We start from the raw sequence: 25424 nt of genomic DNA on the forward strand, positions 1-25424 counted from the left end.
TGCCGCGACGGGTCACGTCGCGACAGGGGCCGGCCGGGGTGGAGGTCAGACCCCGGTGGTCGAGCGGATCCAGGAGCGGGCCGAAGCGACGCTGCCGTAGTTGTTGGTGCCGCGGATGTTCGAGCCGCTCTGGTTCTGCACGGTCGAGGCGACACCGACCTGGACGCCGTTGAAGACCTGGGGACCGCCCGAGTCGCCCTTCCACGCCGAACCGTCGATGCCGACGCTCTGGATGGCGGGCCCACCGTAGGCGTCGCGCGAGGTTCCGGTGACGCGCACGTTGGCGACCTTCAGCGCCGAGGCGGGCGGGCCGGTGGGGGTCTCGCGGCCCCAGCCGTAGAGCTGGTTGGTGCTGCCGACCGACGGGTTCGAGCTGGCCAGGCCGATCGGCGTGACACCGGCGTCGGAGGCCAGGTGCAGCAGCGAGATGTCGGCGCCGTTCGGCGAGGACACCTTGCGGTCGACGGCGATCTCACGGCCGCCCTGGAGCTGGTTGCTGCCGACGCGGACCCGCATGCCGCTGCCGTCGGAGTCGAGGCAGTGCTTGGCGGTCAGGACCCAGCGCTGGGCGATGACGCTGCCGGAGCAGTTGAACCCGTCCCACTGACGGCCCGGGGTGTTGACGTAGATCTGGGCGCCCCAGCTCACGGTGGGGGCGGTGCCGCCGCCCACGATGTTGGGCTGGACACCGGTGGGGGTGCCCGCGGAGGCGACCGCGCCGGCGGTCATGGTGAGGGCTGCGGCGGCGAGGGTGGCGGCGCCCAGCGTACGAAGACGGCTCACGGTGCAGGAGTCCTTTCGAGCGTCATCTGACGAAGAACCGAGTGAAGTGGAACTGGGACGGAAAGTAATCAACCGGTTCACTCGCTAGGAACCAACGAACGTCGGTTCCGGCCGAAGACCCGACTTAGGTCGGTATACGTAGTGAAATACGGACCGGATCGTGGGAATGGCCACTCGAAGGGTTGACCGGAGCGCGGCTAAGGACGGGGCCTCGTAAGACTGTCGGTGGTGCCCCATAGGCTTGGCGGCGTGGCTGACCCGACCACCTACCGTCCCTCGCCGGGGAGCATCCCGGACGCCCCCGGCGTGTACAAATTTCGTGACGCCACGAAGAGGGTCATCTACGTCGGCAAGGCGAAAAGCCTCCGCGGCAGGCTGAACTCGTACTTCGCCGATCTCACCGGCCTGCACCCGCGCACCCGCCAGATGGTGACGACGGCGGCGAGCGTCGAGTGGACCGTGGTGAGCACCGAGGTCGAGGCGCTCCAGCTGGAGTACAACTGGATCAAGGAGTTCGACCCGCGGTTCAACGTCCGTTATCGCGACGACAAGAGCTATCCCGTCCTCGCCGTCACGATGAACGAGGAGTTCCCGCGCCTGCACGTCTATCGCGGCGCGCGCAAGAAGGGCGTGCGGTATTTCGGTCCGTACGCGCATGCTTGGGCCATCCGCGAAACGCTCGACCTGCTGCTCCGGGTCTTCCCGGCGCGCACCTGCTCGGCGGGCGTCTTCAAACGGCACGGCCAGATCGGCAGGCCCTGCCTGCTGGGCTACATCGGCAAATGTTCCGCGCCGTGCGTCGGCAAGGTCTCCGCCGACGAACACCGCGCGATCGTCGAGGACTTCTGTGATTTTCTCGCCGGCCGCACCGACGCGCTGATCCGCCGACTGGAACAGGAAATGGCGGCCGCGTCCGAAGAGCTGGAGTTCGAGCGTGCCGCCCGGCTGCGGGACGATCTCGGCGCGTTGCGGCGCGCGATGGAGAAGCAGGCGGTCGTGCTCGGCGACGGTACCGACGCGGACGTCGTCGCCTTCGCCCACGACGAACTCGAAGCCGCCGTCCAGGTCTTCCACGTGCGCGGCGGCCGGGTCCGCGGCCAGCGCGGCTGGGTGATCGACAAGGCCGAGGAGATGGGCGTCCAGGAACTCGTCGACCACTTCATCACGCAGTTCTACGGCGAGCAGGCCGAACGCGCGGACGATCCCGACGGCGGCCCGCCGGTGCCGCGCGAGGTCCTCGTCCCCGAACTGCCCGCCGACGCGGAGGCGCTCGGCGAGTGGCTTTCCGGGCTGCGCGGGTCGAGGGTGAGCCTGCGGGTCCCGCAGCGCGGCGACAAGCGCGCCCTCGCGGAGACGGTGACGCGCAACGCCGGCGAGGCGTTCACCCAGCACAAACTGCGCCGCGCCGGCGATCTCACCGCGCGGTCGGCCGCGCTGGCGGAACTGCAGGACTACCTGGCGCTGGAAACCGCGCCACTGCGCATCGAATGCGTCGACATCAGCCATATCCAGGGCAGTGACGTGGTGGCGTCGCTCGTGGTGTTCGAGGACGGGATCCCGCGCAAGTCCGAGTACCGGCGCTTCGCGTTGCGCGAGGCCGCGGAGGAAGGCGACGTCGCCTCGATCGCCGAAGTCGTCCGTCGCCGGTTTTCCCGCTACCTCAAGGAAAACGCCGAGGGTGCCGAGGTCGATCCGGACCGTCCGGGCATCGACCCGGAGACCGGCAAGCCGCGCAAGTTCGCCTACGCGCCGAACCTGCTCGTCGTCGACGGCGCGGGCCCGCAGGCCACCGCCGCCGCGGACGTCCTCTCCGAACTGGGCGTCACCGACGTCGCCGTGGTCGGCCTGGCGAAGCGGCTGGAGGAGGTGTGGCTCCCGGGCGACCCCGACCCGGTGATCCTGCCGCGCACCTCCGACGCGCTGTATCTGCTGCAGCGGCTGCGTGACGAGGCGCACCGCTTCGCCATCCGGTACCACCGGGAGAAGCGGTCCAAACGGATGCAGGTGTCCGCATTGGACGGTGTGCCCGGGCTGGGGCAGGCTCGCCGTACCGCGCTGATCAAGCATTTCGGCTCGGTGAAGAAGCTCCGCGAAGCGCGGATAGAGGAGATCGAGGCGGTGCCCGGCTTCGGCAGGCGCACCGCCGAAGCGGTCGTCGCGGCACTCGCAGGGGAGAAAGCCGCGGCGGCGGGGGAGTCCGGTACGTGATCGGTGAAGGGACCATCGTGAGTGCGCAAGAAGAAGGCCGCGGTTCGGGGATGGAGGTCGCGGTCGTTTCCGGTCTGTCCGGAGCGGGCCGCAGCACCGCCGCGAAATGCCTGGAGGACCTGGGCTGGTTCGTGGTGGACAACCTGCCGCCCGAGCTGATCGCGACCATGGTCGAGCTCGGCGCGCAGGCGCGGGGCGCGATCACCAAGGTCGCCGTGGTGATGGACGTGCGTTCGCGCGCGTTCACCGACGACTTGGCGTCGGTCATCAAGGACCTCGACGCCCGCGGGTACAAGCCGCGAGTCCTGTTCCTGGAGGCCACGGACGCGGTGCTGGTGCGCCGGTTCGAGGCCGTCCGCCGCGGTCACCCGATGCAGGGCGACGGGAGGCTCGCCGACGGCATCACCGCCGAGCGCACGCTCCTGGAGCCGCTGCGGGAAGAGGCCGACCTTGTGCTCGACACTTCGTCGCTTTCGGTGCACGACCTGCGCGCCAAGATCGAGGACGCCTTCGGCTCCGAGGCGAGCACGCAGACCAGGGTCACCGTGCTGTCGTTCGGCTACAAGTACGGCCTGCCGATGGACGCCGACCTGGTGATGGACGTCCGATTCCTGCCGAACCCGTTCTGGATCCCGGAACTGCGCGACCACACCGGTCTCGAAGGCGAGGTCCGCAACTACGTGCTCAGCCAGGAAGGCGCGGACGAGTTCCTCGACCGCTACCACCAGCTGCTGCGCCTGATCGGCGCGGGCTACAAGCGCGAAGGCAAGCGGTACCTGACGCTGGCCGTCGGCTGCACGGGCGGGAAGCACCGCAGTGTCGCCATTTCCGAGGAACTCGCCCAGCGTCTGTCCAATGAGGACGGTATGGCCGTGAAGGTGGTGCACCGCGACCTTGGCCGCGAGTGATCCGCGCGCGGTCGCACTGGGGGGCGGGCACGGCCTGCACGCCACCCTCACCGCGTTGCGCCGGGTGACCTCGCAGGTCACCGCCGTGGTCACCGTCGCGGACGACGGGGGCTCGTCCGGCAGGCTGCGCCGGGAGCTCGGGCTGCTCCCGCCGGGCGACCTGCGGCAGGCCTTCGCCGCGTTCGCCGCCGAGGACGGCGGGACCCTGTGGGCGGAGGTGTTCCAACATCGCTTCGGCGGCGACGGCGCGCTCGCCGGGCACGCGGTCGGAAACCTGTTGCTGGCCGGGCTGTTCGAGGTGCTCGGGGATCCGGTCGCCGCGCTCGACGAGGCGAGCAGGCTCATGGGCGTCTCCGGCCGCGTCCTGCCGATGTCACCCGAACCGCTGGAGATCCAGGGTGAGGTCTCGGGGCTGGACGCCGAGAATCCCGAGGCGGTCCGGCGGATCCGCGGTCAGGTGGCGGTGGCGACGACCCCGGGGCAAGTGCACCGGATCAGCCTGCACCCGTCCGGCCAGGCCGACCGGCCCCCGCGTGGCTGCGCCGAGGCGATCGAGGCGGTGCTCGGCGCGGACGTCGTGTTCCTCGGCCCGGGGTCGTGGTTCACCAGTGTGCTGCCCCATCTGCTGGTGCCGGATCTGCACGACGCGTTGCTCCGAACGGACGCCACGAAGGTCGTGATCCTCAACCTGATCCCCCAACCGGGGGAGACGGCGGGGTTCTCGCCGGAGAAGCATTTGGACGTACTCTTCGAACACGCCCCGGAATTGCGGGTGGACGCGGTGATCGCGGATCGTGACTCGGTGCCCTCACCAGCCCGGTTGCGGGACGCCGCCGGGAGACTGGGCGCGCGGGCGTTGCTGGGGGCGGTGGCTGACCCGGTCGTGACGGGGCGGCATGATCCTGATGCGCTCGCGGGCTGTATGCGGGACGCTCTCGGTCTCACCGGGGGAGGAGCTGAAGGTATGGAGGGGCAGCGATGGCGATGACCGCCGCCGTGAAGGACGAGCTGAGCCGGCTGGAGATCACCAAGATCGGCCCGCGCCGCGCGGAGGTCGCGTCGATGCTGCGATTCGCGGGCGGGCTGCATATCGTGGCCGGCCGCGTCGTGGTGGAGGCCGAACTCGACACCGGTTCGGTGGCGAGGCGGCTGCGCAAGGAGATCCACGAACTGTACGGACACCAGTCCGACGTCCACGTCATCTCCTCCAGTGGATTGCGCAAGGGCACGCGGTACGTCGTCCGGGTGGTCAAGGACGGCGAGGGGCTCGCCCGGCAGACCGGCCTGATCGACCAGCGCGGCCGCCCGGTGCGCGGGCTGCCCGCCGCCGTCGTGTCCGGTGGTGTCGCCGACGCGGAAGCCGCCTGGCGCGGCGCGTTCCTGGCGCACGGTTCGCTCACCGAACCCGGGCGCTCGTCGTCGCTCGAAGTCACCTGCCCCGGTCCCGAGGCCGCGCTGGCGCTCGTCGGCGCCGCCCGGCGGATGGGCATCCAGGCCAAGTCGCGCGAGGTCCGCGGCGCGGACCGGGTCGTCGTGCGTGACGGTGACGCCATCGGCGCGCTGCTGACCCGGCTCGGCGCGCACACGAGTGTGCTCGCCTGGGAAGAGCGGCGCATGCGCCGCGAGGTGCGCGCCACCGCGAACCGGCTCGCGAACTTCGACGACGCGAACCTGCGGCGTTCGGCTCGCGCGGCCGTGGCGGCGGCGGCCAGGGTGGAGCGTGCGCTGGACATCCTCGGCGAATCCGCCCCGGACCACCTGCTCGCCGCGGGCAAACTGCGCCTGTCGAACCGGCAGGCCTCGCTCGAAGAGCTGGGCCAGCTGTCCGATCCGCAGATGACCAAGGACGCCGTCGCCGGCCGGATCCGCCGCCTGCTGGCGATGGCCGACAAGAAGGCGAAGGAACAAGGCATTCCGGACACCGAATCCGCGGTCACGCCGGACATGCTCGAAGAAGACGAGGCCTGATCAGCTCGCGTTCAGTCCTCTGGATGCGGTAATTGCGTGTGCAAGGACCGCATCCAGAGGACTAAATGCGGTGTTCCCCGAAGACTTCGCACGTGGCCGGGTCGCCATCGAGGGCGGCGGTCGCCAGGAGGACGGCGCCCGAGGTCCACGTGGTGCGCTCGTCCGGCCAGAATTCCTCGTCCGCGTACTGATAGCCGGTCCAGTACGAGCCGTCGTCGAGCTGGAGCCGGGTCACGCACGCGAGGAGTTCGCCCGCGCGGGCCCGGTCTCCGCGGGCGGCGAGAGTCAGTGCCAGTTCGGCGGTCTCCCCGCCGGTGACCCACGGCTCGTGGTGCACACAGCGCACACCCAGCCCTGGTGCGACGAACCGGTCCCAGCCCGCCGCCAGCCGCGCCGAGGCGTCGGCGCCGGTCACCACGGAGCCCAGAACCGGGTAGTACCAGTCCATCGCGTGCGGTTTCGCCGCGAACAGCCGCGGCTCGCCGACCAGGGCCGCGCGCAGCCGGTGCGCCGCGTCCCGCCATTGTGGACGGTCCAGCCCCGTCGTGGACGCGAGCGCCAGCGCCTGCGTCAGCGCGTGGTGGATGCTGCTGCATCCCGCGACCAGGCGGACTTCAGGGTCGTCGCGCCAGGAGATGGCGCCAGATGGTTGCTGCCGCCGCAGGACGGCGTCGACGGCCCTTTCCACGACGGGCCACATCCGCTCCAGCCACGCGTGGTCGCCGGTCAGCAGGAAATGGTGCCGCGTCCCGACCGCGACGTAGGCGGTGAAGTTCGTGTCCATAGTGGACAAGTCGATTCCGCCGTCGCGGTACCGGGCAGCCCAGGTCCCGTCAGGGCGCTGGTTCCGGACCAGCCAGTCGTACGCGGCTTCGGCCTCGGCCCCGCACGCGGCGACGTCCAACCCCATGGCGGCTTCGAGATGGTTCCACGGGTCGAGGTGACCGCCGGTCTCCCAAGGGATCCCGCCGTCCGGCCGCTGCACGGCCGCGATCGTGGCGGCGGTGGCCTTCACGGTTTGCGCGCGTAGACGACGAGGCTCTTGCCGAGCACCGGGTTCAGCGCCCACTCGGCGAACCGCACCGGCCGGGGGCTCCGCATGATGTCCCAGACCAGGAACCGGTGGTACAGCGCGCAGAGCCGGTGCTCCTCGTCGGGACCGACGGCGCACTTCAGCCACCAGTACGGCGAGTGCAGGGCGTGCGCGTGATGGCCGCCTTCCGTCCGCAGTCCGGCTTCCCTGAGCTTGCCGAGCAGTTCGCGGCGGCGGTAGATCCGGATGTGCCCGCCTTCGACCTCGTGGTACGCGTCCGAGAGCAGCCAGCAGATCCGCTCCGGCCACCAGCGAGGCACGGTCGCCACCAGCCTGCCGCCGGGCGCCAGCACGCGGCTCGCCTCCGCGAGCACCGTCCGGTCGGCGTGGATGTGCTCCAGCGTCTCGGCCACGATCACCCGCGTGAACGAACCGTCCGGGAACGGAAGCCTGAGGGCGTCCGCGCGAACGGCCAGCGCCGAAGCCGTGGCGGGAGCCTCGCCCGCCTCCGCCAGATTGGCGAACATATCCCGCACGTGTTTGAGCGCGATGTCGTCGAGGTCGGCGGCGACCACGTCCGCGCCGCGTTTGTACGCTTCGTAGGCGTGACGGCCGTCGCCGCAGCCGAGGTCCAGCACCCGGTCCCCGGGGCCGACGGGGAACCGGTCGAAGTCGACGGTCAGCATCCCGCACGCTCCCGGCCGAGGACACGCCGGTAGTACGCCGCGGTCTCCTCGGCGGTGCGCTGCCAGCTCAGCGCTCCCGCCGTCTCCAGGCCACGGGCCGCGAGGTCGGCGCGCAGGTGTTCGTCGCCGAGGACCTTGGTGAGCGCCTCGGCGAGCGCCGGTACGTCACCTGGCGGCACGAGGATCCCGGCGTCGCCGACGACCTCGGGAAGCGCCCCGCCCGTCGTCGCGACGACCGGCGTCCCGCAGGCCATCGCCTCGGCGGCCGGGAGCGAGAACCCTTCGAACAACGAAGGTATACAAGCGATTTCGGCGGAACAGAGCAACCGCGCGAGTTCGTCGTCGGTCAGCCCGCCGACGAACCGGACGCCGGCGCCGGGGCCGAGCCGGGCGAGCGCCCGCGCCGCCGGGCCGTCCGGTTTCGGTTTGCCGACGATCACCAGTTCACCCTCGATCCGTTCCCACGCCGTCAGGAGGTGTTCGAGCCCCTTCAACGGTTCGTCCGCGCTCGCAGTGGCCACGACACGCCCCGGGACCCGCGGGATCTCGGGGCGCGGCCGGAAGAACCTCGTGTCGGCGGCGAGCGGGACGACGTGGATCCGATCCTCCTGCACACCCATTTCCCGGCCGATGGCCGCCCGGGACGCCCGCGACACCGTCAGCGTGGGCAGCCGCCGGGCGACCCGGTGCTGCATGTCGACAAACCCGTACCACCGTTTGACCCGTGCCGCTTCGCGCCCGGTGACGGTGGCGAGCTTCAACGCCCGGTCGACGGCGATCGGGTGGTGGACGGTGGCGATCGTCGGCAGTCCACAATGGAGCATGCCGTAGCCGAGGCCCTGGTTGTCGTGGACGATGTCGAAGTCGCCCCGGCGTTTCGCGAGAGCGCGGGCGGCACGCAGGGAGAACGCGAGAGGTTCGGGGAAGCCGCCGCGCCGCATGCCGAGGAACTCCACCCAGGACGGCAGATCGCGTAGTTCACCCGGTCGCGGTGTCCGGAAGGGATTCGGCTCCGCGAACAGATCGAGCCCCGGGATCTTCGTCAATCGCACGCCGTCATCCACCTCAGGGTACGGAGGCCCGGACAGCACCTCGACGTGATGCCCCAGCGCGGCGAGTTCGCGGCTCAGATGCCGGACGTACACGCCCTGCCCGCCGCTGCGCGGGTTCCCGCGGTAGGTCAGGAGCGCGATCCGCAGTGCGCTCACCGCTCACTCCCGCGTACCCCAGTAGACGAGCTGTTCGCGGATCTTCCGGGTTTCGTCGTGCCGTTCGCCGCGGACCTCGACGGAATCGCCGAGCAGCAGGGTCCAGGCCAAGAGCGCCTCGGTGACCTGGCCCGCCTTGGCGAGCGCGAGACCGAACCGGAGGTCGAGGACGTCGGGATGCCGGTCATTCAGTCGTCCCGTCGCTTCGCCGAGGAGCCGTCGATACGATTTCGGCGCTCCAGAAAGCGAGGTTGTTGCGGATGCTCAAGACGTCTTCGTCGCCGTCCGACAGGGTGATCGTGGCGATCGGCAGCAGTTCTTCGAATCGGGCGAGCGCCGCGGCCGCGTCACCCGCCTTGCCGGTCCACGTCGCGTGCCGTGCCTTGCAGCGCAGCGTGATCCGGTCGGTCTCGCCGAGTTCCCGTTCGGCGCGGTTCGCCCAGGCCGCCCAGCGTTCCCGGTTCTCGACGGGGATGTGGGACGCCCTGCGCTCCAGCGCGGCGAGGGCGTCTTCGCGGAGTCCGGCGAGCCAGAAGTGCTCGGCCTCGTTGGCCGCCGCGTAGCCTTGTTCCAGCGTCGGCTCGTCGTCTACGGTCACGAGTGCCACCTCCGAGGTCGCCGCCGCCAGCCGGGCGTGCAGGCGGGTCGCCGCGTCGGGGGAGAGAACGGGCTGTTCTTCGGTCCACAGGACGGTTTCGTCGGCGAGACCCGCCCGCGTCCGGCTGACCGAGTCTCCGAGCCCGGCCAGGAAATCACGGACGTGCACCCGCCGCGCCGGGCCACCCGCCGCCGCGCTCGCCGCGGTGAGGATCGAGATCGGGATGGGCCCGCGGGTCGCGGCCAGCCCCAGCAGTTCCAGCAGGAGCGCGTGACCCGGCCGCGGCGAGGCCACCGCACCGGTGCCCTGCTCGACGTCGGACACGTCTTCCTCGGCCGCCTCATCCACCTGCGCGACGCTGATGAAGGTGACCGTCGAATCACCGAGCCGGAGAACGTCGCCGTGCGCCAGCTCGGCGTCCGGCACTCGCTGCCCGTTGACGAAGGTGCCGTTGGCGGAGTCGAGGTCGGTCAGCCACGCGGTCGTTCCGTCCCAGCGGATCTTGCAGTGGAGCCGGGACACCCGCGAGTCCCCGAGGCGGACCGCGGCGTTCCTGCTGCGGCCGAGCGTCGTGAGCCCGAAGGACAGTTCGTGGTGCGCGGGCGGCTGACCGGGGACGTCGATGATCAGGGTGGCCGGGGTGATCCTCGGTGAGGTGGCCGAACCGGCGTGATGGCGACCCCACTCTTCGGCGTCCTCGGGTTCCCGCGTCATCGGCCGCGGATCCACGGTCGGCCACCACCCGCCGGGTGGCTCGAAACCGCCGGCCAGTACCAGTGAAACCTCCGCCGCGGGCGGAAGGCGCCCCGGATCCCGCGTCGCCACGACCGTCGTCACCAGCTCCAAGCCCGGGTCCGTCGAAAGGCTCCGGACGAGGCCGTACAGGCGTTCCCGGACGTCGGGGTCGAGGTCGTCGAGCCCGTCGATCGCGATCCGCACCGGTGCTCCGGTCCACTGTGGAGCGAGCGTCCGCAGGGGACCGCGCAGCGCCAGATCGAAAGCGCTGGCACCGCTGCGGGCGGCGTCGTCGAGCCCGGCATGGTGAGCCTGCTCGGCTTCGGCGAAACCGGGCACGGTGCGCCGCAACTGGCGGGCGAGTTCCCCCGCGAGCCGCTCCGCCGTGTCGCCGCGGCTCGCGAACAGGACGCCGTGCAGGAAGTCGGGCGGCACATAGGAGCCGGCCACCGACGGCCGGGCGAGCGCGGCGAGCATGGTCGACTTCCCCGCGCCGGCCTCACCCGTGATCGCGACCAGCCGGGCGCCGGTGAGCAGGCGCCCGACGGTCTCGCCGAGTTTCGGATCCTGCTGGTAGTTCGCGGTCAGCCGTTCGATCCGGGGCGCGGCCGGGTTGCCCGCCAGCGGGGAACGCCGCCAAGAGGGGGAGGAGTTCAGCGCGAGCCACAGCCCTTGATCGGCCTCGGCCACCTCACGGGTGCCGTCGAAACCGAGGTGGATGGCGGTCTGCATCGGGCACAGGCCGGTGATCACCCGTTTGAGATCCGCGCACCGGACCCGTTCGCCGAACTCCGCGTGCCCCGACCGCAGCACCGAGACCAGTGACCGGCTGAAACACCCGTTGGCCGCGACGCGGTCGTCCGAGGCGGTGAGCAGGTCGAAACGTTTGCCCGCTTCGCCGACGATCCTCAGCCAGCGCTGGCCCGCCTGCCTCGCCCCGATACCGGCGTGGCAGGTGTCGAGCAGGATCACCAGACCGTCCAGCATCGAGTAGCGGCCGAGCAGCTCCTTGATGCGCTGGGCGAACAGGAACGACCTGCGGCTGTCCACCGGCAGGCCGGTGTCCTTGGTGAGGAAGTAGAAGTCGTCGTCGGCGTATTCGCCGTGGCCGACGAGCGAGAGGAAGAGCGTCGCCTCGTCTTCCGACGCGCGCTCGAAGGCCTCCACGAGCGCGTCGTCCAGTTCGACCATCGTCGGGTCGACGAGCAGGCCGCGGCCGTCTTCGAGCGCGGGCACGCAGCCGCCGATCTCGGGGTCGAGCAGGGCCGTCGAGACCTGATGCCCCGCGTCGGGGAGGAACGAGAGAAGGTTCAGTGAGTCGCATTGCGACGCGACCACCAACGACCTGCGCTCTCCCACGGAGATCACTTTGTCTCATCGGGCGGTCACCCGGCAAGGGGCCGCGATACTGTGCGCCATGGCTCGGATCGTTCTGGTGCACGGCATCGCCCAGGAACAGAAGTCCGCGGACACCCTCGAGGCCGAATGGCTGCCGAGTCTGGCGGGCGGTGTCCGGCTCGCCGGTGACACCGCGCTGGCCGACGCCGTGTGGCGCGACGCCCGGCCCGGCGACGCGCGAATGGCCTTCTACGGCGACCTTTTCCGCAAGGACGGCCAGCAAGGCGGCGCGGACGAACTGACCGCGGACGAGTGGGCGCTCGCCGAGACCCTGGCGGCGGAATGGCTCCGCAACGCTGCTTCGTCGGCGTCCCGCGAGACGGACCGGGACCGGGCGAGGGCCGAATTGGCCCAGCTCGACGGCCCGGCCGGGGAGACCCAAGGGGTGCGCGCGGCCGCCCGCCCGGTGCTGAACGCGCTGGTGCGGCTGAAGCCGTTCGCGAGACTCGGGGTCGCGTTCGCCGAACGCGTGGTGGTCAAGGCGCTCAAACAGGTGACGCTGTACCTCACCGACGAGACGATCCGGGAACGCGTGCAGGAGCGCGTCGCCGAGCACATCGGGCCGGAGACCGAGGCGATCGTCGGGCATTCGCTCGGTTCCGTCGTCGCCTACGAAGCCGCCCATCGGCACGGCCGTCCGCTGCCGCTGCTGCTCACCCTCGGCTCGCCGCTGGGCCTGCGCACGGTGGTCTACGAACGGACCCGTCCGCAGCCGCCGTGTGTCCCGCCCGGCGTCGCGCGCTGGGTGAACCTGGCCGACCGGGACGATCTCGTCGCCGCCCGGCCGGATCTCAGCGGCATGTTCCCCGGCGCCGACGGTGTCCTGGACAGCGGCTACACCGTCGACAACGGCGCGAAACCGCACGAGGCGGCGTTCTACCTCGCCAAGCGACGGACCGGGGAGGTCCTCTCCCAGGCGTTAACCTGTCGCGGGCAGGCGTAACGCGGCGGTTTCCGCGGTGACGACCGATGGAAACAGCCTCACTCGAAGATCGCCGGAGAGGTGATCTTCGAGGAAGGGACAGCCATGCGGGTATCGGCGGAGGTCGGCAGGTGGCTCGCGCGGCGCAGCAGCCGGGCGGGTGACTGGTGGGCGGCGGAGCTGGTCGCCGCCAAACGCGGGACCCGGGTTTCGGTGGTGATCCCCGCCCGCGACGAGGAGGAGACGGTGGGTGCGATCGTCGGCACCATCCGGCGTGAACTCGTCGAACGCTTCCCCCTGGTGGACGAGATCCTGGTGGTGGACAGTCATTCCACCGACGCCACCGCCGAGGTCGCCCGTGCGGCCGGAGCGGGCGTCGTCGCGCAGGACGCGGTGTTCCCGGAGCTGGAAAGCCTGGCAGGCAAGGGAGAAGCGCTCTGGAAGGGCGTCGCCGAAACCACCGGCGATCTCGTCGCCTTCGTCGACGGCGATCTCCGCGATTTCACCGCCGGCTACGTGACCGGTCTGCTGGGGCCGCTGCTGACCGACCCGGGGATCGCCTACGTCAAAGGCTTCTACCACCGTCCGCTCGCCGGGGCGGCAGGCGTCGAACCCGACGGCGGCGGCCGCGTCACCGAACTCGTCGCCCGGCCGCTGCTCAACATGTACTGGCCGGAACTGGCCGGTTTCGTCCAGCCGCTCGCCGGCGAGTACGCGGGACGCCGTGAAGTGCTCGAAGGCATCCCGTTCGTCACGCACTACGGCGTCGAGGTCGGCCACCTCATCGACCTGCTCGAAGCGCACGGCCTCGACGCGCTCGCGCAGGTCGACCTCGGTCACCGGACCCACCGCCACCAGAGCACGCAGGCCCTCGGCCGGATGTCCGCGCAGATCATGCTGACCCTGATGGACCGGCTGGAACGCGGGGGCCGGGTGATCTCCGCGGCGCCCCCGTCGACGTCGCTCGCCCAGTTCCGGCGCGGTGCGGGGGAGTCCGTCGAGCGGGAACTCGTGCTCACCGACGTGGCCCTCACGCAGCGGCCGCCGCTGGAGAGCCTCCCGCCGGAGATCCGCCCGGAGAACTCACCCGCCTTGCGCAGGAGCGCTTAACGCCTCCCTGGGTTGCCATCCCGGCGGGCCGAACACGTAGCCGAGCCTGTCCCGCCACGACTCCGCCGCGCGGACGTCGCGCAGGATCGAGCCGTACTCGTGGAAGCCGACCTTGAGCAGGTTGTAGGACTCGACGTTCTTGGTCAGCCCGTAGGTCGGGCGCTTGCCCTCCGGCACGAAACTGCCGAACATCCGGTCCCAGATGATCAGGATGCCGCCGTAGTTCGCGTCCAGGTACTCCTGGTCGCTGCCGTGATGCACACGATGGTGTGAAGGCGTGTTGAACACGTACTCGAACCAGCGCGGCAGCTTCCGGATCTTCTCGGTGTGCACGAAGAACTGGTACACGAGGTCGATCGACAGGCCGGTGAGGATCATCCACGGCGGGATGCCCGCGAGCGCGAGGACCGACCAGAACGGCAGCTGGAAGTACGGTGTCCACTTCTGCCGTAACGCGGTCGAGAAGTTGTAGTGCTCGCTCGAGTGGTGCACTTGGTGGCCCGCCCACATGATCCGGACGCGGTGGCTCGCCCGGTGGTAGGCGTAGAAGACGATCTCCTGGCCCAGCAGCATCAGGACCCAGGTCCACCAGTCGTGCGGGCTGAACTTCACCGGCGCCAGTTCGTAGAGCGCGGCGAACACGAACAGCATGGCGATGCGGAAGACACCGTTGATCACCACCGCCACCGCGCCCATGGACATGCTCGTGCGGGTGTCCTTGACGCTGTAACCGATGACGTTGTCGTCGTGGCCCAGCACGTGCAGCGCGAGGATCTCGATCGCGACGAACAGCAGGAACACCGGTGTCGCCAGCAGCACCGGGTCACTCAGATGGGCAAGAAAATCCGCCACCGCACCTCTCCCTCGTCCGCCCCCGTAATCTGACCGTCAGGTAACTTACCCGAGGGTCACTTACCTCAGGGTAAGATAATCGCCGTGACAGAAGCAAGGGCCGTCGGCACGAAGGGGGTGCCCCGCGAAGAGCGGGAGGCCCAGATCGTGCGCGCCGGGACGGAGGAGTTCGGCAAGAACGGGTACGCCGGGGCGTCGATGGTGGAGATCGCCCGCCGGGTCGGTGTCACGAAACCCTTGCTGTACCAGTACTTCGGCTCGAAGGACGGGCTGTACCTCGCCTGCCTGCACCGCGCGGGGGACAGGCTGACCGAAGGCGTCGCCGAGACGATGGCGGCGGAGGCCGAGCCGCCGGAACGGATGCCGCTCGCGGTGCTCTCGGCCATTTTCGAGACGTTCGACAACGACCGGTACGCCTGGAAGCTGCTCCGCGACCCGACGGTGCCCTCGACGGGTGAGATCGCCGGCGTCGCGATCGACTACCGCTACCGGCTCGACGGGTTCGCCCTGGTCGGCGCCGCCCAGTTGATGCGCTCGCGGGGCCTGGACGACGATCGCGACATCGAGGCGATCGCGCAGGTGTGGACCGGCGTGGTCGATTCGCTGATCAGCTGGTGGATCGACCAGCCGGACCAGGACGCCGCGGCGATGACCGAGCGGTGCGGGCGGATCATGCGGAACCTGTTCGGCTGGTGAGCACGTAAAACGGCACCCCGCCGGGAGGTCCCGGACGGGGTGGCGTTCCTCCAGCTCACACTGGATACGGTCGGGGTGCCCGGCGCCGCTCCGGACACCCCGGCCGTGCTCAGGACGCGGCGCTGGATTTGCCGCGTAGTTTGACGTTGGCCGTCGAGGCGTTCTTGATCGCCGTTTCGATCTGAGCCATCGTCGAGGACGAGGACAAGCCCGGAACCGTTGCCGACTTCAGCGCGTAGAGCGTGAAGGTGTAGGGATGGCTGGAGCCGCCGGGGCAGGGACCGAAGTACTTCTGCGAGTTCGCTCCGCTGCCCATGGCCTTCTGCTTGGCGCCGTTCTGGTTCGGGACGGTGTAGCCCGCTCCGAGGCCTTCGGGCAGTGACACTGTGGACCCCGAGGACGCCGGGATGTCCCAGATCGCCCAGTGCGGTTTGTTGCCGTTGTTGGCCACGTCGGCGAAGACGATCGCGTAGCCCTTGGCGCCGGTGGTCCCGGCGCCCCACGCCAGCGGCGGGGAGGTGTCCTGGCCCGCGGTGCCGTCGCCGGCGCAGGTGAACTTGTCCGGGATCGACGCGTTGTCGGCGAACGCGGAACTGGTCAGCTTGAACGCTCCCGGCTGCGAGGCACCGGGGAACTTCAGCCGGACCACGACGTTGTCGATCCCGCTCGGGGTGCCGCCGTTCTTGTCCGCGTTGGTCGAGGTGACCCACAGGCCGCCGTCCGGTGTCTTGGTGACCGAGCGGAGCCTGCCCCAGCGGCCGGAGAACAGCGACTGCACCGAGCCGACGCCGTTGCCCGCCGCGTTGATCTGGGTGGCGAAGAGCTGCTGGCTGGTGACGGCCGCGACGTAGATCCAGTCGTTGACGATCTCGATCCCGCTCGGCCCGCCGGAACTGGTCGGCCAGGTCTTCTTCGGCGCGATCGTGCCGGCGCAGCTGCCGGTGGTCCCTTCGCACTGGGACCAGCCGAAGTTGCCGCCCTTCTGGATCAGGTTGAGCTCGTCCTGGGTGCCGTCCCCGAATTCCGAGGACCACAGCTGGCCGCGGGAGTCCCACGCGAGGCCCTGCGGGTTGCGGTGCCCGTAGCTCCAGACGTACCGGGCGTTGCCGCCGGTGGAGAAGAACGGGTTGTCGTTCGGCGCCGAGCCGTCGGGGTTGAGCCGCAGGATCTTCCCGTTGAGCGAACTCTTGTCCTGCGCCGTCGCCTTGTTCTGCCCGTCGCCGACGGTGGCGTAGAGCTTGCCGTCCGGACCGAACCGCACCCTTCCCCCGTTGTGGTAACGGTTCTTGGCGATCCCGGTGAGCACCGGCGTCGACGTCGAGGACAGCTTTCCGTTCTCGTAGGTCATCTTCACGATCCGGTTGTCCCCGGAAGCCGTGTGGTAGAGGTAGATCGCGTGATCGGTGGCGTAGTTCGGCGAGATCGCGATGCCGAGCAGGCCGCCCTCGCCACTGGTGCCGACCGCGCCGGGAACCTTGCCGAGCGTGGTCTTCTCGCCCGACGGCGTGATCCGCAGGATCTCGAACCGGTCCCGTTCGGTCGCCAGCCCGGTTCCGTCCGGCAGGAAGTCGACGGACCAGGCGAGGTCCACCTTCGTGATGTCCTTGTCGTATTCGGGAATCCCGCCGCCCGCGGCGCCGCTCGTCTTCGCGGTCAGTGCGTTGCTCGCGGCCGATGCGTTGCCGTCGAGGTCACGCGCCTTCACCGTGAAGGTGTACGACGTGTTCGCTGTCAGGCCGGTCACCGTGGCTTCGAGCGAAGGCGTCGTCGCGACCTTCGTGGTGCCCTCGTACACGTCGTAGCCGGCGATCGTGCCGCTGTTGTCCGTGGAAGCGTTCCACGCCAAGGAGACGCTGTTCGCGGTCACCGACGTCGAGCGGAGGTTCCCCGGCACCGTCGGTGGTGTGGTGTCCCCGCTGGGCGGTGTCGTGAACTGGACGACATTGCTTTGCTGCGAAGGGTTTCCGGCCGCGTCGAAGGCGCCGACCGAGATGTCGTAGGCCGTGTTCGGCTGCAGGTTGTCGACGGTCGTGGTGAGCGTGTTCCCGTCGACGGTCTTGAGGACGTTGCCGCCGCGCATGACGTCGTAGCGGACCACGCCGACGTTGTCGGTCGCGGCCTCCCAGGTGAAGGTGGCGCTGCGGGCCTTGATGTCCTTGGCGGCCAGGTTCTTCGGCGGGGTCGGCGCTTCGGCGTCGAGCACCCCGCTCGCGGTGAGCTTGTCCGCGTTGGGACCGCCGTTCGCGGTCGTCGCGGTGGTGCGGATCTTGTTGGCCCCGGCGGCCAGCGCGACGTCCTTCGTGACGGTTTTCCAGGTGGTCCACGCCCCCGTACCGGGGAAGGACAGTGTCCCGGCGGCCGTGCCGTTGACGCTGAGGGAGACGGGCCGGTCGATCGTGGTTCCGTTGGCGTAGCGGAAAGTCAGCGTCTGGGTTCCGGCCTGCGCGGCGTTCACCGTGTACTCGACATAGCTGCCGATGACGTTGTCGAAGTTCACGAACCCGGTGCCGGAATAGCCGGCGTGGTTCTTTTCGACGGCGCCTTGGGAGATCGTCGCGGCTTCGGATTCGTGATCGGTCGGTGCCGCGCCGGCGGGCAGAGCCGGCAGGACGGCGAAGGTCATCGCCGTCGCGGCGGCACACGTGAGCAGCGCGCGCCACGGTGGTCGGGGTGCCACTGGAGCCTCCATGCGTGAAGTTCGGGGTCGGGAGGTGCAACGGCGGACCGGGCGAGCCCGGCGGGGGGCGTGGAGTTTTAGTTAGGAAACTTTCCTATCTATGGTTCAGATCACACACCAGCGGGTGCTTCGTGTCAATACTTGACCAACATCAACACGGAGGGTCACCTCCCGAAACGCGTTTAGTCCTCTGGATGCGGTCCTTGCGTGTGCAAGGACCGCATCCAGAGGACTAAACGCGATGGGAGGGAAGGGGGCCTTCACGCGGAGACAAAGGCGTCAGCCGGCGATGTCCGCCCGCGCGATCACCTTCGTGATCCGCGCCCGCACCAACGACTCCTCGGGCACGGCGTTCCGCTTGCCGTAGGCCTCGGCCTTGTCCTCGCCCATGTACCGCCCACCGAGCCTGGTCGCCCATTCGAGCATCTCGTCGAGGTCGTCGTGCAACACGGCTTCGGCGGTGAATTGCACGTACGAGTACGGCGGCCGCTGGTCGTCGACGGCCAGCGAAAGCCGCGGATCGCGCCGCAGTGCCTTCCCCTTGAGGGTGTCCGTGCCGGTGGTGAAGATCAGCTCGTCACCGTCCGGCCCCTCGTTCAGCAGGAACCACACCGGCGTCACGATCGGCGCCCCGTTGGCGCGGACCAGGCCGAGCATGCCCGTCCGCGTGCCCTCGCTCGCGAACTTCCACCATTCGTCCCGGCTCATTTCACGCATGAACCAGACGCTACCGCCGCCCGGAGCGCCGGGCACCCCGGTCACCCGTGCGGGGCGCGAGGGGCGGCGACTAGCCTGGCCTGCTGTGCGAGACGACGAGCTGACCGGGATGGGGCTGGCCGACGAGGGGCTGACCCGCCGCCTCAAGGCGCTGGCCTGCACCGCGCCCTTGCACGACCTCGACGCGCGCAAGGCGAAGCTGGACTGGGCGGACGCCACGATCTACCAGATGGCCGAGATCGCCCTGCACACGATCGACCAGGTCACCGTCTCGATGGACTTCGACACGGGCGCCGATCACGAACAGGTGATCGCGCGGCTGCTGCCGTTCGTGGCGCTCCAGGCGCCCGGCCGGACGCCCGACGAGCACGCCAAGGTCGCCCGGTGGGTCCTCGACAACCTGATCAACGTCGGCACCACGGATCGCGGGTTCCGCCGCGTCTACGGCTCCATCGGCCCCGGCGGCGGCTACCAGCGCCGCCAGTTCGACTTCAAGCTGCTCGTCGAGCTGGCCGCACCCGACGGCGAGGTCTACCTGCGCGCCACCGACGAGGCGATCAACGTGCTCGTCGGCGCACTGGACACCGACGTCGAGTCGGCCCAGATCGCGGCCGAGGTCAAACTGGAGAACCTGATCAACCGCGGCCGCCTTGCCGACGCGAAGCTCGCGGCGGAACAGGCCCGCTACCGGACGGTCCAGTACGGCGAGACCCTGCGCGCCAAGCTCGACGCCACCCGGCGCGACGTGCGCGCGGTCGACTGGGAGCGCGAGGTCCCGGACCTGCTGGATCAGGCGCTGTCCCATATCGAGTCCCGCTTCCGCGCCGAGAACGCGATCCTCAAGAACATCACCGCGTCGAGGGACGAGACGGAGGACCTCGACCGCAAACGCCGCGCGGCCGAGCTCGTCGACATCGTCGGTGACTGCATCCGCCGCCACACCCGGCTCCAGTCACGGCTGGCCGACGCGGGCGCGGTGTTCCGCGCCGAGCAGGACCGTCAGCAGTTCTCCGGGCCGCCGCAGCGCGCGACGATCGACCTGTTCGGCCAGCTCCTGATGCCGACGCTGGGCCTGCCGATCGCCGAAGCCGTCGCGCCCGCCGAATCGTTCTTCCACGCCGGCGCCGGGATCTCCCCACCGACCGTGCCGTCGTTGTCGTCGCTGGTGTCGCTGCTGCTGCGGCCTGCCCCCGAACGCGACCAGCTCGTCGGCGAAATCCCCGAACCCGAACTCATGCCCGCCGAGGTCACCGACCGGTTCGGCGACGAGCAGTGGCGCCTCGCCGACGACCTGCTCGACCTGCCGGAGGTGCCGCGGAGGCTGTCCGGGCTGCTCGAAGAAGCTCGCCGGATCGATCCCGGGCTGCCGGCCCTGGTCGCCCTGCGGGCGGTGCACGCCTACAGTCCCGAGGTCGGCGCGGCGCTGCGGCAGGGGGAGCGCCAGGTGCTGCTGGCCGTCGACGACGGCACGCTGCTCGAAGATCCCGAGTTCGGCGGAGCGGATCTGCTGCTTTCGTCGGCCACGGTCGATCGCCACGAAGATGAGGAGGAGGTCGCGTGACGACCACAGGGGACGTCGAATCCGCGGCCCGGCTCGTCTCCTTCGGGATGCGCCCGAAGCAGTTGCCGTCGCGGGACGTCGTGTATGGCGACCTCGTCCGGCGCTACGGCGAAGACAGGGCGTTCAAGCAGCTCACGCACGCGGTCGCGGCAGGGCTCGGGCTGATGGTGCTGGAGGTCAACCTCCAGGCCGGTGCCGTGCTGGCGGCGACCGACGAGTCCGTCTTCGAGATCAAGATGGACAGCTACGCGCGACAGAGCAAGATCCGCGAACGCCGGGAGACCGAGAAGGTCCTGCACGGGCTCGTCCACCTCGCGACCGCCGCGCTCGGCTACCCGCGCCCGGACGATCTCGCCAACGACACCTACATCGGCCGCGTCAGTGTCGAGCAGGTGGACGCGATGGTGCGGGAGGCCTGCCGGATCCTCGACGAGCGCGCTGCGGAGGCTGAGGCGAACAACGACCCGCTGGCCGACGCGCCCGAGCTCGAACAGGCCTGGCGCGCCTACGCCCGGCGTCCGGCGGCCGCGGCGACCAAGGACGGCAGACTGGCGTCGGACACCACACGCGGCATGGTCGCGCGTGCGCTGCGTTTCCTCGCCGATCAAGGGTTTCTCGTCCAGGTCAGCGGAGAACAGGGCGGGACCTACCGGACGACACCGCGCTATCAGGTGCAGGTGCGCGAACTCGCCGCCGACGCGGCCTTCGACGATCTGCTCGAACTGAACGTCGTCTCGGTCGCCAACGGCGGCGGGACCTTGCGCGCGGCCGCGTCGGACACGCTCTAACAAGGGGAATCGATGTACGAGCTTTCGCGGGTTCGCCTGCACTCGGTGGGCCCGGCGGGCGCGCGGTACCAGGATGTCTTGCTGGACTTCAGCGGCGTCGGCGCGGCCATCACCGCGCCCAAACAAGATGCGCTGTTCAGCGCCGGGATCCACCTGGCGGGGGAGGGGCCGCCGCGGCGCCCGTCGCCGGCGAGCGTGCTGTTCCTGGAGAACGGCGGCGGCAAATCCGTCCTGATCAAGCTGATCTTCTCGGTCATGCTGCCCGGCCGCCGCCAGGTCGTCGGCACGACGAACACCAAGGTGCTGGAGAAGTTCGTCGCCGCCAAGGACGTCTCGCACGTCGTGCTGGAGTGGCTGCAGGTCGAGACCGGCCACCGGGTGATCACCGGCAAGGTGTCGGAATGGCGCGGGCACGTGGTGTCGGCGGACTCGGAGAACCTCGTCGATTCCTGGTACTGCTTCCGGCCGACGCCCTCGCTCGATCTGGACTCGCTCCCGCTGACGTCGGACGGCAGGCTGCTGACGATGTCCGGCTTCCACGACCAGCTCGACAAGGTGCACGGCGGCGAGCCCGAACTGGAGCTGTTCTGGACGCGGCGTCACCACGAATGGACGTCCCGGCTCGACGGGCTCGGCCTCGACACCGAACTCTTCCGGTACCAGCGCGCGATGAACGCCGGTGAGGGCGAGGCGGCGGACGCCTTCGCGTTCAGCACCGACGAGGCGTTCGTCGAGTTCCTGTTGCGCGCGGTGCTTTCGGAGGAGGAGCCGAAGGATCTCGCCGAGGTTGTCGCGACGTACGCGCACAACCTCGCACGGCGCGGGGATCTGCTGTCGGAGCGCGATTTCGTCGCGGGGGCGCTCGACCTGCTCACGCCGCTGGCGGACGAAGAAGGCGTCGCCGCCGCTTCACGGAAGCTCGCCGACGCGGCCCGCGCCGAGATGCGGACGCTGGCCGGGCAGGTCGCCGCGCGCGACAAGCTGGAGAACGAGCGGCTGAGCGGGCTCGAACAGCACGTCGACGAGGTGAAGTCCGCGGAGAAACTGGCCGAGGGCGACCACCGCCGTCTCACCGCCGGGGTCACCGAACTCCGCCGCCTGGTCGGGAAACTGCGGCTCGAGGAGGCGCAGGAGAGCAAGAAGCGGATCGACGGCGAACTGGCCGAGGCCAAGACCGTAGCCGAGGCCTGGCGTGAATGCGCCACCGTGCTGAACCACCTCAACGCGTCGCGCAAGGCGCGAGATTTCCGGGAACTGGTGGGGAATCGCGAGCAGAAGGCGCAGCCCGCGCTGCAGGCGCGCAACGCCGCCGCGGGCGCGCTCGCGCGGGGCCTGCTGGCCCTGGCCAAGAACGCCACCGAGCAGGCGGCGAAGGCCGAAGCCCATGTCGGCGCGCTGCGTGCCGAGGCGGAGAAGGCTCAGGCGGAACGCGACGAGTCGGCGAACCTCGCGGCCTCGCGCCGGGCGGAGGCCCGAGGGCTGGGAGCGAGGATCGCGGAAATCCGTGAGGAGATCGCGGAAACCGTCCGGTCCGGCGCGCTCAAGTCCGGTGCCGACGTCGCCGAAGCGGCGCGTGCGGCCAGGGCGGAGACCGAGGAGACCGCCGCCGAACTCGTCCGGCGCGAACAGGAACTCGAACGAGTCGCGGAGGATCTGCGATCCGCGCAGGCCACCGTCAACGACGCGCACCGGCTCGCGGGGTCTGCAAAGGACCGTCTGGAGCGCGCGGCAGACGAACTCGACCGGGCCAACCGGCGCACCGACGCGCTAGCCGTCGAACCCCGGCTGAGCGAGCTCCTCGGCGCGGACGACGTCACGCTGGAGACGGACCTTCCGGTATTGCTGGAGCGTCTACGCGAGGCGGGTTCGGCCGCGGAGAAGGAGCAGACCGCGCTGCGGATGGAGGAATCGGTCGACGAGCGCGCGCTGAACGCGCTCGGTTCGGGCGGCCTCCTGCCCGCCACCGAAGAGGTCCAGGCCGCGTTGGACGCGCTGGAAGCCGCCGGGATGAACGCGTGGTCCGGCTGGCGCTATCTGTCTACTTTGGACAAAAAGCGGCGGGCGGCCGTGCTGGCCCGCGCGCCCCAGCTGGTCTCGGGGATCCTGCTCAACGAACCGGATCAGGTCCGGCGCGCCGAGAAGGTCCTGTCGGAGCGGCGTCTGCTGCCCACCACGATCATCCCGGTCGCCACGACCGAGGCCACCGCGACCGACCGCCTGCCGGACGAGGCCGGGATCGAATTCCTGGTGCCGCCCAACCCGGCGATGTACGACGAGGAAGCCGCAGACGCCGAGCGCGAGGCCATCGCGCTCCGGCACGCGGAGCGTCAGCGTCGGCTGGAAGCGCTGGCGACGTCGCTCGCCGACGACAGCGCCCTGTCGTGGAAGCTCAAGACCTGGCGCGAGGACTACCCGCCCGGCAGCATCGCGACACTGGCCGAGCAGCTCCAGAACGCGCGCACCGCGCACGAAACCGCGCAGGTCGCGCTGGAGCAGGCGGAAAAGGAATTCCAGCGCCTCGGTGAGAAGGCGGCAGGGCTGCGGGAACGGGTCCCCGAACTGCGTGCGGCTTCGGCCGAGGCGGGGGAGCGGGCCCGCGGGCTCGAAACGCTCGCCGCGCGTGCCGCGAAGATTCCCGAGTGGACGGACGACGTCGAACGCGCGACCGAGACCGCCGAGCGGGCGGAGGCGACGGCTTCCGAAGCAGCCGTGAAGGCGTCCCGGCTGCGCGAACAGGCGAGCGAGGAGCAACGCACCGCCGACGGGCACCGCCGCACGGCGACGACCGCGAAAGCGGAACTGGCCGAGGTACCGGGATCGAGTGACGTCACCGAAAACGACCCCGTGCCCACCGAACCGGTGGACGCGTTGCGGCGTACGTTCGCGTCGGCTTCCGAGGCGTACGCGAAGGTGGAGGTCGGCAGTGACCTCCGTGCCGAACTCGACCAGGCCGAGAGTGTCGAGGCGTCCTCGCGGGCGGCCGTGGAGGCCCTGGACGACGCCGTCCGCGAGCGGGCATCGGCGTTGCTGGAAACGCCGGACGGCTCCGACGCTTCGGCACGGGCGGCCGCGCAAGCGCGGGCGAACCGCGCGGTCGCGGTGCTGGAGGAAGAGCGCACCGAGATCGTCGGGCTCGTCGCGACCCGCAAGGCGGAACTGAACCAGCTTCCGGAGCTAGCGAGCGCCCAGCTCGCCGCGATCTCGTCCGACGCGCGGCCGAAGGACGTCGAACACGGCCTGGCGCTCATCGACGACGCCGGCCTGGAAGTGTCCGCCGCCGCACGGAAATGGGAGGAGCTGCAGGAGCGCCGCGCCGCGGCCGAAGCGACGCTGGAGTCCGCGAAGGCCTCCGCGTCCGGATTCGGCCTGCTGGCCGAATCCATGGCGCACCTTTTGTCCAAAGAGGACGAAGTGGCGGCGTTCGAGGGCGATGTCGAATCCGCGCGCGCCAAGCACTCGCGGCTCAACACCTCGCTCACCGAGGCGCAGGACGCCGCCGACGCGGGTGACCGCCGGGTGCGGGCCGCGGCCGACCAGCTGGCGCAGTACGCCACGGACAAGCGGTTCGAGAAGCTCAGCACGCCGGTGCGGCAGCAGGTGATCTCGGTCCGCCGCGATCAGCTGCCCGCCCACGCCGCGGAATGGGCGGAGGCGCTGCGGCCCCGGTTGCGCACGCTCACCGACGATCTCGCGCAGATCGACCGGCACCGCGGCGGCATCATCACCCGCCTGCAGGGCATGGTCGACGGCGCACTGCGCACTCTCCGTGCGGCACAACGGGTTTCGCGGCTGCCGGACGGTCTCGGCGACTGGTCGGGCCAGGAGTTCCTGCGGATCCGCTTCACCGAACTCGAGGAGAACGTGCTCGCCGAGAAACTGGGCGAGGTCGTCGACGAGGCCGCGGTGGGGAAGACCTCCGACGGCCGGGATGTCAAGCGGGACGGGCTTTCGCTCGTCCTGCGCGGCGTGCAGGCCGCCGCTCCCAAGGGTTTCCGGGTCGACATGCTGAAGCCGGACTCCGTGCTGCGGACCGAGCGGCAGCGTGTCTCCGAGATCAGGGACGTGTTCTCCGGCGGGCAGCAGCTGACCGCGGCGATCATCCTGTACTGCACCCTGGCGGCGCTGCGGGCGAACAACCGCGGCAAGGCCCGCAACCGGCATTCCGGCGTGCTGTTCCTCGACAATCCGATCGGCCGTGCGTCGGCGGGCTATCTGCTGGAACTGCAGCGCGCGGTCGCGGAGGCGCTGGGCGTCCAGCTGATCTACACCACTGGCCTGTTCGACGCCGGCGCGCTGAGCGAGTTCCCGCTGATCGTGCGGCTGCGCAACGACGCGGATCTGCGGGCGGGGCGCAAGTACCTGTCCGTCGACGCGACGATCCGGAACGCGACCGACGAACTCGGCGAGCCGGACGGCGTCGCGCGGCTTTCGGCGACTCGGCTGTTCACGCGGCCGGCGGACGAGCCGGAGCCGGAGGAGGAGACGGCCTGACGGTCGAGGGGTGAGTTCCGGCCAAGCCGGTCCGGTGCCCCCGTCGCGAAAGTGGCTTTCGCGACCTTCAACGTCGAGCGATCCG

General features: G+C 70.2%; 18 protein-coding genes. 10 read left to right on the forward strand and 8 right to left on the reverse strand.

Annotated features, from left to right (window positions below; translation table 11 throughout):
* Positions 1–45 precede the first annotated feature (45 nt).
* Complete coding sequence (locus AC069H_RS23645; RefSeq protein WP_478227513.1) at positions 46–783, reverse strand: S1 family peptidase; 738 nt, start codon at positions 781–783, stop codon at positions 46–48.
* Positions 784–1032: 249 nt separating this feature from the next.
* Here AC069H_RS23645 and uvrC point away from each other — a divergent pair, with 249 nt between their 5' ends.
* From uvrC to whiA, 4 genes are read left to right on the forward strand one after another with little or no spacing between them, the layout of a single operon-like run.
* Positions 1033–2991: an excinuclease ABC subunit UvrC gene (gene uvrC / locus AC069H_RS23650; protein ID WP_478233840.1), complete on the forward strand. Its 1959-nt coding sequence runs from the start codon at positions 1033–1035 to the stop codon at positions 2989–2991.
* Positions 2992–3041: 50 nt separating this feature from the next.
* A complete protein-coding gene (gene rapZ, locus AC069H_RS23655; RefSeq protein ID WP_034311885.1) occupies positions 3042–3899 on the forward strand; it encodes an RNase adapter RapZ in 858 nt (285 codons plus the stop codon).
* The gene (locus AC069H_RS23660; protein ID WP_478233841.1) at positions 3886–4887 is read left to right on the forward strand and encodes a gluconeogenesis factor YvcK family protein; all 1002 of its coding nucleotides are present in this window, start codon (positions 3886–3888) and stop codon (positions 4885–4887) included. The genes rapZ and AC069H_RS23660 overlap by 14 nt, the downstream gene beginning before the upstream one ends.
* A complete protein-coding gene (gene whiA, locus AC069H_RS23665) occupies positions 4878–5867 on the forward strand; it encodes a DNA-binding protein WhiA (RefSeq protein ID WP_061980674.1) in 990 nt (329 codons plus the stop codon). The genes AC069H_RS23660 and whiA overlap by 10 nt, the downstream gene beginning before the upstream one ends.
* A 61-nt stretch (positions 5868–5928) precedes the next feature.
* Here the strand turns inward: whiA and AC069H_RS23670 are convergent, their stop codons facing one another.
* The 4 genes from AC069H_RS23670 to AC069H_RS23685 all read right to left on the reverse strand — a co-directional run bounded on the left by AC069H_RS23670 (position 5929) and on the right by AC069H_RS23685 (position 11486).
* On the reverse strand, positions 5929–6882 hold the full coding sequence (locus tag AC069H_RS23670; RefSeq protein WP_478233842.1) for a prenyltransferase/squalene oxidase repeat-containing protein: 954 nt from the start codon (positions 6880–6882) through the stop codon (positions 5929–5931).
* The gene (locus AC069H_RS23675; protein ID WP_478233843.1) at positions 6879–7586 is read right to left on the reverse strand and encodes a class I SAM-dependent methyltransferase; all 708 of its coding nucleotides are present in this window, start codon (positions 7584–7586) and stop codon (positions 6879–6881) included. Before AC069H_RS23675 ends, AC069H_RS23670 begins: the two co-directional genes overlap by 4 nt.
* Positions 7580–8794: a glycosyltransferase family 4 protein gene (locus AC069H_RS23680; RefSeq protein WP_478233844.1), complete on the reverse strand. Its 1215-nt coding sequence runs from the start codon at positions 8792–8794 to the stop codon at positions 7580–7582. Before AC069H_RS23680 ends, AC069H_RS23675 begins: the two co-directional genes overlap by 7 nt.
* A 184-nt stretch (positions 8795–8978) precedes the next feature.
* Positions 8979–11486, reverse strand: coding sequence for an FHA domain-containing protein (locus AC069H_RS23685; RefSeq protein WP_478233845.1), 2508 nt, complete (start codon positions 11484–11486; stop codon positions 8979–8981).
* Positions 11487–11544: 58 nt separating this feature from the next.
* On the opposite strand from AC069H_RS23685, the gene AC069H_RS23690 reads away from it, so the two are divergent.
* Positions 11545–12468 carry a hypothetical protein gene (locus AC069H_RS23690; protein WP_478227517.1) on the forward strand — a complete coding sequence of 308 codons (924 nt, stop codon included), beginning with the start codon at positions 11545–11547 and terminating at the stop codon, positions 12466–12468.
* A gap of 84 nt (positions 12469–12552) precedes the next feature.
* On the forward strand, positions 12553–13557 hold the full coding sequence (locus AC069H_RS23695) for a glucosyl-3-phosphoglycerate synthase (RefSeq protein WP_478233846.1): 1005 nt from the start codon (positions 12553–12555) through the stop codon (positions 13555–13557).
* On the opposite strand, the gene AC069H_RS23700 is transcribed toward AC069H_RS23695, so the two are convergent.
* Positions 13531–14409 (reverse strand): sterol desaturase family protein, encoded by an 879-nt coding sequence (locus AC069H_RS23700; protein WP_478227519.1) that lies wholly within the window; start codon positions 14407–14409, stop codon positions 13531–13533. The two genes, AC069H_RS23695 and AC069H_RS23700, sit on opposite strands and share 27 nt — an antisense overlap.
* An 84-nt stretch (positions 14410–14493) precedes the next feature.
* Here AC069H_RS23700 and AC069H_RS23705 point away from each other — a divergent pair, with 84 nt between their 5' ends.
* Positions 14494–15105, forward strand: a complete 612-nt coding sequence (locus tag AC069H_RS23705) for a TetR/AcrR family transcriptional regulator (RefSeq protein WP_478233847.1) — start codon at positions 14494–14496, stop codon at positions 15103–15105.
* 109 nt (positions 15106–15214) lie between these two features.
* Here AC069H_RS23705 and AC069H_RS23710 read toward each other — a convergent pair whose 3' ends face one another.
* Together AC069H_RS23710 and AC069H_RS23715 are read right to left on the reverse strand one after the other, a co-directional pair.
* A complete protein-coding gene (locus AC069H_RS23710) occupies positions 15215–17728 on the reverse strand; it encodes a PQQ-dependent sugar dehydrogenase (RefSeq protein ID WP_478233867.1) in 2514 nt (837 codons plus the stop codon).
* A 333-nt stretch (positions 17729–18061) separates the two neighbouring features.
* Complete coding sequence (locus AC069H_RS23715) at positions 18062–18499, reverse strand: PPOX class F420-dependent oxidoreductase (protein WP_478227520.1); 438 nt, start codon at positions 18497–18499, stop codon at positions 18062–18064.
* A gap of 109 nt (positions 18500–18608) precedes the next feature.
* Between AC069H_RS23715 and AC069H_RS23720 the strand changes: the two genes are divergently transcribed.
* From AC069H_RS23720 to AC069H_RS23730, 3 genes are read left to right on the forward strand one after another with little or no spacing between them, the layout of a single operon-like run.
* Positions 18609–20060, forward strand: coding sequence for a hypothetical protein (locus AC069H_RS23720; RefSeq protein ID WP_478227612.1), 1452 nt, complete (start codon positions 18609–18611; stop codon positions 20058–20060).
* A gap of 47 nt (positions 20061–20107) precedes the next feature.
* On the forward strand, positions 20108–20848 hold the full coding sequence (locus AC069H_RS23725) for a hypothetical protein (RefSeq protein ID WP_046199931.1): 741 nt from the start codon (positions 20108–20110) through the stop codon (positions 20846–20848).
* A gap of 12 nt (positions 20849–20860) precedes the next feature.
* Complete coding sequence (locus tag AC069H_RS23730; protein ID WP_478233848.1) at positions 20861–25339, forward strand: hypothetical protein; 4479 nt, start codon at positions 20861–20863, stop codon at positions 25337–25339.
* Positions 25340–25424 lie beyond the last annotated feature (85 nt).

Source organism: Amycolatopsis sp. NPDC043887, assembly GCF_056435665.1.

Excerpts from the sequence above, each read along its gene's own strand:
- rapZ (WP_034311885.1), top strand. The coding sequence starts at position 3,042 with ATGGAGGTCGCGGTCGTTTCCGGTCTGTCCGGAGCGGGCCGCAGCACC.
- whiA (WP_061980674.1), top strand. The coding sequence starts at position 4,878 with ATGGCGATGACCGCCGCCGTGAAGGACGAGCTGAGCCGGCTGGAGATC.
- AC069H_RS23675 (WP_478233843.1), bottom strand. The coding sequence starts at position 7,586 with ATGCTGACCGTCGACTTCGACCGGTTCCCCGTCGGCCCCGGGGACCGG.
- AC069H_RS23690 (WP_478227517.1), top strand. The coding sequence starts at position 11,545 with ATGGCTCGGATCGTTCTGGTGCACGGCATCGCCCAGGAACAGAAGTCC.
- AC069H_RS23695 (WP_478233846.1), top strand. The coding sequence starts at position 12,553 with ATGCGGGTATCGGCGGAGGTCGGCAGGTGGCTCGCGCGGCGCAGCAGC.
- AC069H_RS23710 (WP_478233867.1), bottom strand. The coding sequence starts at position 17,728 with ATGACCTTCGCCGTCCTGCCGGCTCTGCCCGCCGGCGCGGCACCGACC.
- AC069H_RS23715 (WP_478227520.1), bottom strand. The coding sequence starts at position 18,499 with ATGCGTGAAATGAGCCGGGACGAATGGTGGAAGTTCGCGAGCGAGGGC.
- AC069H_RS23720 (WP_478227612.1), top strand. The coding sequence starts at position 18,609 with ATGGGGCTGGCCGACGAGGGGCTGACCCGCCGCCTCAAGGCGCTGGCC.
- AC069H_RS23725 (WP_046199931.1), top strand. The coding sequence starts at position 20,108 with ATGCGCCCGAAGCAGTTGCCGTCGCGGGACGTCGTGTATGGCGACCTC.
- AC069H_RS23730 (WP_478233848.1), top strand. The coding sequence starts at position 20,861 with ATGTACGAGCTTTCGCGGGTTCGCCTGCACTCGGTGGGCCCGGCGGGC.